The sequence below is a fragment of the Serratia sp. A07 genome, assembly GCF_058725505.1.
In genome coordinates, this window is record NZ_JBZXDO010000027.1 from 50,237 (window position 1) to 58,568 (window position 8,332).

Consider the following 8,332-nt stretch of genomic DNA (forward strand, 5'->3'; position numbering starts at 1 on the left):
CCACCGCGCTCGCCCTACACTGAATGACAGTGACAGCGAACTCAGGAGTGCACCATGCAAAAGTACCGCATCAGGCCATTACGTCTGGAAAAAGGCTGGTCGCAGGAGCAGCTGGCGACGATCGCCGGCCTCAGCACCCGCACCGTCCAGCGGATTGAAAACGGTGAACAGGCCAGCCTGGAAACCTTGACCGCGATCGCTGCCGCGCTGGGCGTGCAGGTCAGCGATCTCAATGCGCAGCCGCAACAGGCAATGGAGGAGGAGACGCCTGACGAACAGCGCATTCGTCGCCAGGTCGCGGCAGAAGGCAAACTGCTGAGCATGGCGGTGCGTTTCGCCGTGATTGGTGTGATGTTGTTCGCCATCAACTGGTTTACCCATCCGCAATATCTCTGGTCGCTGTGGGCGATCGGCGGCATGAGCCTCGCGCTGGTCATGCGGGCGGTGCGTACCCTGCTGCTGCGCAATGTCTTCAGCCGCTGGCAGGAACAGCGGCTGGCGCACAAGCTGCGGCGCTTGCCCTGAATCCGCCATTCGACAAAACCAAATTCGTCATTCGCTTCTATGCTTATCAAGGGTTTTTGTTAATCATCTGAGCGGGAGTACGGAACATGACGAAAGTGTTGGTGCTTTATTACTCAATGTACGGCCATATCGAACACCTGGCGCAGGCGGTGGCCGAAGGCGCGAATCGGGTTAACGGCGTGGACGTGACGATTAAACGCGTGCCGGAAACCATGACGCCGGAGGCCTTTGCCAAAGCAGGTGGCAAACAACATCAGCAGGCGCCGGTCGCCAGCCCGCAGGAGCTGGCGGACTATGACGGCATTATCTTCGGCACGCCGACCCGCTTCGGCAATATGGCCGGGCAGATGCGCACCTTCCTCGATCAGACCGGCGGCCTGTGGGCTTCCGGCGCGTTGTACGGCAAGGTAGGCAGCGTCTTCTCTTCCACCGGCACCGGCGGCGGCCAGGAACACACCATCAGTTCCACCTGGACCACGCTGGCGCACCACGGTTTCATCATCGTGCCGATCGGCTATGCCACGCCAGAGCTGTTTGACGTTTCGCAGGTACGCGGCGGCACCCCGTATGGCGCCACCACCATCGCCGGCGCCGACGGTTCGCGGCAACCGAGCAACGAAGAGTTGACCATTGCCCGCTATCAGGGCGAGCACGTGGCAAAAATCACCGCCAAGCTGAAAAGTTAAGCACCCTCCTGCGCCTGTGATTCAAAGGGCCGCGCATTCGCACGGCCCCATCTTGTTGCCGACCCGCCGCAAGGTTAGAATGCCCCTCCCCCGGCCATTCAGCGTCTGAAGGCCAGGCCCGAATTCGTTCTGCCCGTCGCTTGTCAGCCTTAGGCGCGAGGACGGGCGTTCTGTTTTTTGCGCACAGCGAAGGGAATAAGTCAGTGTCTAAAGATTTTGATGAACTAATAAGAGACATGGATCTTATTATTGAAAATGTAGACAGCTTCAAGGCTCTGGCTCCGCGCGCGCCCGAGCCGGCTCCGGCCCCGCCGCCGCCGGTTCATCACTACGATTCGTTCTGCGAGAACATCGCGCTGAAAGTGGTCTTGAAGGTGCTGCTGTCTTCGGTGGACAAGATAGTCAAAGTGCAAATCGCCAACAAAGTCGAGCAAGAGATCGCCCAGATTGAACAGCAGGTGGTGCGCGCCGGCGGCGGCCCGGTGTCGCCGGACGATCTGGCGCAAATGACGCACTATGTGCGCCGCACGGTCAACGACCTGCTGGAATAACCCCCTCTGAAACGGCGTCTGTTGAACGCCGTTTTTCTTTCTGCCGCCTTCAGATTAACAATGGCTGTATCAAGGCTGACACATTCACAACACGAATGTGTTGCATTGTTGTATTCGTTTCACTGCGATAAGTTTAACTCACTGTAAATATATACAGTGTTTTTTAACTTATTGAGGATATGAATATGCGCTTTAACAACAAGATGTTGGCCCTGGCCGCCCTGCTGTTCGCCGTACAGGCGTCGGCCGACACGCTCGAATCCATCGACAACTGCGCGGTCGGCTGCCCGACCGGCGGCAGCAGCAACGTGTCGATCGTGCGTCATGCTTATACGTTGAACAACAACAGCACCACCAAGTTCGCCAACTGGGTGGCCTATCACATCACCAAAGACACGCCGGCCAGCGGCAAGACGCGCAACTGGAAAACCGACCCGGCGCTCAATCCGGCGGATACCCTGGCGCCCGCCGATTACACCGGTGCCAATGCGGCGTTGAAGGTCGATCGCGGCCATCAGGCGCCGTTGGCCTCGCTGGCGGGCGTTTCCGACTGGGAATCGCTGAACTACCTGTCCAACATCACGCCGCAAAAGTCCGATCTTAACCAGGGCGCCTGGGCGCGGCTGGAAGATCAGGAACGCAAGCTGATCGATCGCGCCGATATCTCCTCGGTCTATACCGTGACCGGGCCACTGTATGAACGCGATATGGGCAAACTGCCGGGCACCCAGAAAGCGCACACCATCCCCAGCGCCTACTGGAAGGTGATTTTCATCAACAACAGCCCGGCGGTAAACCACTATGCCGCCTTCCTGTTCGATCAAAACACGCCGAAGGGCGCCGATTTCTGCCAATTCCGCGTGACGGTGGACGAGATCGAGAAGCGTACCGGCCTGATCATCTGGGCCGGTCTGCCGGACGACGTACAGGCCTCGCTGAAGAGCAAGCCCGGCGTCCTGCCGGAATTGATGGGCTGCAAAAACTGACGAAACAACCCGCCGAGGCGGGTTTATTTTTCATCCGGGCGCCGGCGGTTTATTCCGTCAGCGCCTTTTGCGCGGCGGCCAACTCACGCTGCCGGGGCGACGCCACCGCGTGATCGCGCGCCAACAGTGTGTACACCGTCGGCAGCACGAACAGGGTAAACAGCGTGCCCACCAGCATGCCGGACACGATCACCAGCCCCAGACCGAAGCGGCTGGCGGCACCGGCGCCGCTGGCGAACAGCAGCGGGATCAAGCCGAACACCATCGCCCCGGTGGTCATCAGCACCGGCCGCAGGCGAATTTGCGCCGCCTGCAAAATCGCGGCGCGCCGCGTCACCCCCTGATGCATCTGCAGTTCGTTGGCGAACTCCACCATCAGAATACCGTGCTTGCTAATCAGCCCGATCAGGGTCACCAGCCCGACCTGGGTATAAATATTCATCGTGGCGTAACCCAGCGCCAGCGGCAATAAGGCGCCGCAGATCGACAGCGGCACGGTGATGAGGATAATCAGCGGATCCTTCAGGCTCTCATACTGCGCCGCCAGCACCAGGTAGATGATCACCAACGCCGCCAAGAACGCGAACGCCAGCGCGCTGCCTTCCTGGGTATATTGACGCGAATCCCCCTGCCAATCGTGGCTAAATTCGGCCGGCAGCGCATTGGCCTGCCGCTCGAGGAAGGCGACCGCTTCGCCCATCGAAACGCCGGGGGCGGGGATGGCCTGCAGGGTGGCGGCGTTCTGCTGGTTAAACTGGGTCAGCTTGTTCGGCTCGACCTTAACGGCCACCGACACCACGGTGGAGAGCGGCACCAGCGTATTGTCCTGCGTGCGAACGTACTGCCGCGCCAGCGCCTGCGGCGTCAGCCGCTGTTCACGCAGGCTCTGCGGGATCACGTCATAGGCGCGCCCGTCCATGCCGAAGCGGTTGAGGTAGTTCTCCCCCACCAGCACCGCCAGCGATTCGCCGATGTCGCTCATGCGTATCCCGAGGCTGTTGGCCTTGGCGCGGTCGATATGCACCTCCGCCAGCGGGTTGTTGTAGTCCAGATCGCTGTCCACCACCATAAACAGGCCGCTGTTTCTGGCATTCTGCTTCACCTCTTCCAGGGTGCGATACAGCTGCGGGTAGTCCTGCGGCGTGCGCAGCACCATCTGCACCGGCAGCCCGCCGGTGGAGCCCGGCAGCGCGGGCAGTTGGAAGGCGAAAATGCTGGTGCCTTCGACGTCGTTCACCGCCCGTTGCAGATCGGCCTGCACCGTCGACGCCGAGCGCTGGCGCGCCTGCCACAGCGTCAGGTTGATGCCGCCGATGCCGGACGCGGTGCCGTCGCTGCCGTTGATGATCCAGCGGCTTTCGGTTTCCGGCATGCGGTTGTATACCTCGTCCAGCTTGTACGCAAAACGCTCGACATAGTTCAGGTTGGCGTGCTGTGGCGCCTTGATGGCGGTCAGTACGATGGCCTGATCCTCGGTCGGCGCCAGCTCGCGCTGCGGCATCAGGTACAGCAGCGGCAGGCTGATCATCACCAGCAGCGCCAGCGCGCCGGTCACCCAACGGTGGTGCAGCGAGAAATCCAGCGCGCGCGCATAGCGCCGCGTCAGGCCGCCGAAGAACCACTCGGCGGCGCGCGCCACGCGCCCTTCGCTCTGTTTGGCAGGCAGTAGAAGAGAACTCATTACCGGCGACAGCGTCAGCGCCACCACGCCGGACACCACCACCGCGCCGGCCAGCGTCAGCGCGAACTCGCGAAACAGCGCGCCGGTCAGCCCGCCCATCAGGCCGATCGGCGCGTAGACCGCCGCCAGCGTCAGGGTCATGGCAATCACTGGCCCCGCCACTTCGCGCGCGCCGATCATCGCCGCCGCCAGCGGCGTTTTCCCCTCTTCGATATGGCGATGCACGTTCTCCACCACCACGATGGCGTCGTCCACCACCAGACCGATCGCCAAAACCATCGCCAGCAGCGTCAGCAAATTGACGCTGAAGCCGAAGGCCAGCATCAGCCCGGCAGCGCCAAGGATCGACAGCGGAATGGTCACCACCGGGATCAGCACGGTGCGCAGCGATCCCAGACACAGGTAGATCACCGCCACCACGATCGCCAGCGCTTCGAGCAGGGTATGCACCACTTCATCGATCGAGGCCTGGATAAAGCGTGCGGTTTCGAACGCCAGCGCCATCTTCACGCCCGGCGGCTGCATCTTGTCAATTGCCGGCATCAGGTGACGAATGCCGTCGACGATCACCAGCGGGTTGCCGGTCGGCGTGGGGAAAACGCCGAGAAACACCGCCGGTTCGCCATCCATCAGCGCGCTGGTTTCCGTGGCTGCGGCGCCCAGCTCCACGGTGCCGACGTCTTTCAGGCGCACCAGGCCGTTGCCGTCGTTGCGCACCACCAGATTGCGGAATTCCTCCACGCTGGTGAGATCGGTATTCACCCGCACGTTGGCAACCACATACTGCCCTTTCACCTTGCCCGGCGCCGCCTGGTAGTTGTTGCGCCGCACCGCGTCGGCCACGTCGGCGGCGGTCAGGCCGCGGCCGGCCAGCCGATCGCTGTCCAGCCACAGGCGCATCGCCATTTTTTGCCCGCCGAACACTTCCACCTTGGCGACGCCGTCGATAGTGGTGAACATCGGCTCCACCACCCGCGTCAGGTATTCGCTCAGCGCCGGCGTGGACAGCGTTTTACTGGAAAAGCCGACATAGGCGACGGCGGTAGCTTCACCGGCGGAGCGCTCAATCACCGGATCGTAAGCCTGCTCCGGCAGCTTATAGCGCACCTGGTTGACCTTGGCCATCACTTCGGTCAACGCCTGGGTGGAGTCGCGGTTCAGCGCCATGCGCACCGTCACCACGCTGCGCCCCTGCACCGATGAGGATGAAAGGTAGTCAACGCCCTCGACGGACGACACCGCCTGGGCGATCGGCTGCGTGACAAAGCCCTGCATCAGCTCGGACGACGCACCGGGATAGTCGGTGCTGATGGTGATGGTGGAGTTTTCCAACAGCGGGTATTGACGGATCGGCAGTTGGCTGAGCGCCAGCGCGCCGAACAGCAGGATCAGGGTGCTGACCACCAGCGCCAGCACCGGCCGGCGCACGAACAGATCGGTAAATGTCATCGGTCTCTCCTCAAGAACCAGCCTGGGCGGCGTTCAACGTATCCTGCGCCACCGGCTCGGCCGCCATGCCGTCGCTCAGCTTGAGCTGGCCCGAGGTCACCACCCGATCGCCTTCCTGCAGGCCGCTGACGATCTCGACGCGCCCGTCGTTGCGCTCACCCACGGCGACCGAAACGCGTTTGACCGTCATGCCCTTTTCACCCTGCTGCGCCAGGAACACGGTATCGCCGTAGGCCGTGTAGGTCAGCGCCGTTTCCGGCACCGTCAACACCGCCACGCGCTGCTGCTGAGTGACGCGAATGCTGGCGTACATGCCGGCCTTCAACAGCCCCTGGCGGTTGGTCAACGTCGCCTGCACCTGCACGGTGCGGGATTTGCCGATCATCGGGTCGATAGCGGTAATGGCGGCAGGGAAAGCGCGATCGGGATACGCCCCAACCTGCACCGACACCGCCTGCCCCAGCGCCAGCCCGGCGCTGCTTTGTTCGTCCAGCGAGAAGTTGACGCGCAGCGTATCGGCGTCCACCAGGTTCGCCACCGCGTCGGCGGCGTTGAGGTATTGCCCTTCATGCACGCGGCGAATGCCGATGGTGCCGGCGAACGGCGCGCGGATCGCCTTTTGCGCGATTTTGGCCTGCGTTTCCTGCACCGCACCGAGCGCCATATCCCGTTCGGCCAGCGCATCGTCCAGCTGTTGCCGCGCGGTGGCGTTGAGGTTCATCAGCTTGCGCATGCGCGCCAACAGCAGATCGGCATTGCGCAATTGCGCCTGCAGGCGCACCAGCTCAGCCTGCTCGACCGCATCGTTGAGCTGCACCAGCAGTTGCCCCTGCCGCACCGTTTGGCCGGATTCGAACAGAATGCGCGTGATGCGGCCGCTGGTCTCCGCCGCCACTGCCACCTGGCTGGCCGCCTCCAGCTCGCCCACGCCGGCGTAACTGCGCGCCGCCTGTTCACGCAGGGCGGGCGCCAGCGCCACTTTCACCGGCGGATAGGTCGGCGCGCCTTCGTTTTGCCGCGCGGTGGATCGCATCGCAACGGCGGCGGCGGCGAGCGCCGCCAGCAGCGCGGCAATAATGAGGTATCGTTTCATCATGTAACGGTTTCTTCCTGATTTTACAGCCAAAGCCATCCTTCCCCCGACGCAGCGCAGGCAGGTGACGAGAGATGCCGGTTGCCAAGCCCGGCTGGCTGCACTATAAAACCTCAGGTTAACTTGAGGTCAAGCTGAGGAACGTGGAATGGCAAGAAATGAACCGATTGACACCTATCGGCTATTGACCGTGGGGGAAGTGGCGAAGCGCAGCGGCGTGGCGGTATCCGCGCTGCACTTTTACGAAAGCAAGGGGCTGATTCAGGCAACGCGCAACGCCGGTAACCAGCGCCGCTACACGCCGGTGGTGTTGCGCTACATCGCGGTGATCAAAATCGCGCAAAGCGCGGGCATTCCGCTGGAGGAGATCCGCGCCACGCTGGGCCGCTTTCCTGCCGGCAGCAAGCTGACCGCCGAACAATGGGGAATTTTGTCCTCCGCCTGGCGCAAAACGCTGGATGAGCGCATTCAGCGGCTGACGGTGCTGCGCGACCATCTCGACAACTGCATCGGCTGCGGCTGCCTGTCGCTCACCGACTGCCCGCTGCGCAACCCAAACGATATTTTGGGCCAACAGGGCGCCGGCGCGCATATTTTCGAACGCATGACGGAACACCGGTGAGCGAAACAGGTTGCGCACCGGTTATTCCGAGCCCGAACCTCTCAGGGATAGATGATGTTCAACGTGGCCGAGGTGTTGATTTCCCCCTGCGTGACGCCATCGCGCTGATAAGGGTAATAATAAGCCCCCATGCCGATGATGAAGTGACTGTTCAGGCTGCCGCCGCCGGCGACGTGAAACAGTGAGGTGGCGCTGCCGCGATCGACGTTGGAAGGCGACAGTACCACCGGCGAACTCGGCATGTCGCGCTTGAACAGGCGCAGCCCCACCCCTTGCGCCCCGCCCGCATTGGCATTGGTCAACACGCTGGCGTCGGAGGCCAGCAGGTTATTGCTGGACAGGAACATCTCAACGGCGCGATCGGCGATGCCTTCCTGCTGCATGTTCTGGCAACTGATGTTCAGCGAGAACGGGGTGTAGCCGGGTTGGTTGTTACTCAGCACCTGCGCCACGCCCATTTTGGGCAATCTGACCGTCAGGCCGGCGTTGTCGAAACGGCAGGTGGTGGTTTTCGGCGCGTACTTGATGTTCATCGGCTGGCCATACATATCGCGATCGTCATAAGGCCAATTGCCGGTAAGCAACCAAGTGAGCAGTTTCCCCACCTGCTCCAGCAGCCAAAACGGTAACTCCAGTATGCCGATGCCGGTCACGTCACTCACTATCTGACGACAATTAATCTGGCCGGTTCGCGACAATTATTTTGGCCGGTTTGTAATCTGAGATCACAACCTACTCA

8 protein-coding genes are annotated in these 8,332 nt (G+C 62.1%); 5 read left to right on the forward strand and 3 right to left on the reverse strand.

Annotation, left to right across the window (positions count from 1 at the left end; all coding sequences use genetic code 11):
* The first annotated feature begins 54 nt into the window (after nucleotides 1–54).
* The 4 genes from AC4PR2_RS21390 (at nucleotide 55) to AC4PR2_RS21405 (ending at nucleotide 2,748) form a co-directional block, all read left to right on the forward strand.
* Complete coding sequence (locus AC4PR2_RS21390; protein ID WP_049272896.1) at nucleotides 55–525, forward strand: helix-turn-helix domain-containing protein; 471 nt, start codon at nucleotides 55–57, stop codon at nucleotides 523–525.
* An 86-nt stretch (nucleotides 526–611) separates the two neighbouring features.
* Nucleotides 612–1,211 (forward strand): NAD(P)H:quinone oxidoreductase, encoded by a 600-nt coding sequence (wrbA, locus tag AC4PR2_RS21395; RefSeq protein ID WP_049201633.1) that lies wholly within the window; start codon nucleotides 612–614, stop codon nucleotides 1,209–1,211.
* A gap of 236 nt (nucleotides 1,212–1,447) precedes the next feature.
* Nucleotides 1,448–1,762, forward strand: coding sequence for a hypothetical protein (locus AC4PR2_RS21400; RefSeq protein ID WP_016928271.1), 315 nt, complete (start codon nucleotides 1,448–1,450; stop codon nucleotides 1,760–1,762).
* Nucleotides 1,763–1,947: 185 nt separating this feature from the next.
* A complete protein-coding gene (locus AC4PR2_RS21405; RefSeq protein WP_038875289.1) occupies nucleotides 1,948–2,748 on the forward strand; it encodes a DNA/RNA non-specific endonuclease in 801 nt (266 codons plus the stop codon).
* 49 nt (nucleotides 2,749–2,797) lie between these two features.
* Here the strand turns inward: AC4PR2_RS21405 and AC4PR2_RS21410 are convergent, their stop codons facing one another.
* Together AC4PR2_RS21410 and AC4PR2_RS21415 are read right to left on the reverse strand one after the other, a co-directional pair.
* Nucleotides 2,798–5,878, reverse strand: coding sequence for a MexW/MexI family multidrug efflux RND transporter permease subunit (locus AC4PR2_RS21410; RefSeq protein ID WP_337046487.1), 3,081 nt, complete (start codon nucleotides 5,876–5,878; stop codon nucleotides 2,798–2,800).
* Nucleotides 5,879–5,888: 10 nt separating this feature from the next.
* Nucleotides 5,889–6,974 (reverse strand): efflux RND transporter periplasmic adaptor subunit, encoded by a 1,086-nt coding sequence (locus AC4PR2_RS21415; RefSeq protein WP_330113431.1) that lies wholly within the window; start codon nucleotides 6,972–6,974, stop codon nucleotides 5,889–5,891.
* A 145-nt stretch (nucleotides 6,975–7,119) separates the two neighbouring features.
* Here AC4PR2_RS21415 and soxR point away from each other — a divergent pair, with 145 nt between their 5' ends.
* Nucleotides 7,120–7,593 carry a redox-sensitive transcriptional activator SoxR gene (gene soxR, locus AC4PR2_RS21420; protein WP_197756764.1) on the forward strand — a complete coding sequence of 158 codons (474 nt, stop codon included), beginning with the start codon at nucleotides 7,120–7,122 and terminating at the stop codon, nucleotides 7,591–7,593.
* Between the two features lie 41 nt (nucleotides 7,594–7,634).
* On the opposite strand, the gene AC4PR2_RS21425 is transcribed toward soxR, so the two are convergent.
* On the reverse strand, nucleotides 7,635–8,255 hold the full coding sequence (locus tag AC4PR2_RS21425) for a fimbrial protein (protein ID WP_492175438.1): 621 nt from the start codon (nucleotides 8,253–8,255) through the stop codon (nucleotides 7,635–7,637).
* Nucleotides 8,256–8,332: the final 77 nt, after the last annotated feature.

Excerpts from the sequence above, each read along its gene's own strand:
- AC4PR2_RS21390 (WP_049272896.1), top strand. The coding sequence starts at position 55 with ATGCAAAAGTACCGCATCAGGCCATTACGTCTGGAAAAAGGCTGGTCG.
- AC4PR2_RS21410 (WP_337046487.1), bottom strand. The coding sequence starts at position 5,878 with ATGACATTTACCGATCTGTTCGTGCGCCGGCCGGTGCTGGCGCTGGTG.
- AC4PR2_RS21400 (WP_016928271.1), top strand. The coding sequence starts at position 1,448 with ATGGATCTTATTATTGAAAATGTAGACAGCTTCAAGGCTCTGGCTCCG.
- soxR (WP_197756764.1), top strand. The coding sequence starts at position 7,120 with ATGGCAAGAAATGAACCGATTGACACCTATCGGCTATTGACCGTGGGG.
- AC4PR2_RS21405 (WP_038875289.1), top strand. The coding sequence starts at position 1,948 with ATGCGCTTTAACAACAAGATGTTGGCCCTGGCCGCCCTGCTGTTCGCC.
- AC4PR2_RS21415 (WP_330113431.1), bottom strand. The coding sequence starts at position 6,974 with ATGATGAAACGATACCTCATTATTGCCGCGCTGCTGGCGGCGCTCGCC.
- wrbA (WP_049201633.1), top strand. The coding sequence starts at position 612 with ATGACGAAAGTGTTGGTGCTTTATTACTCAATGTACGGCCATATCGAA.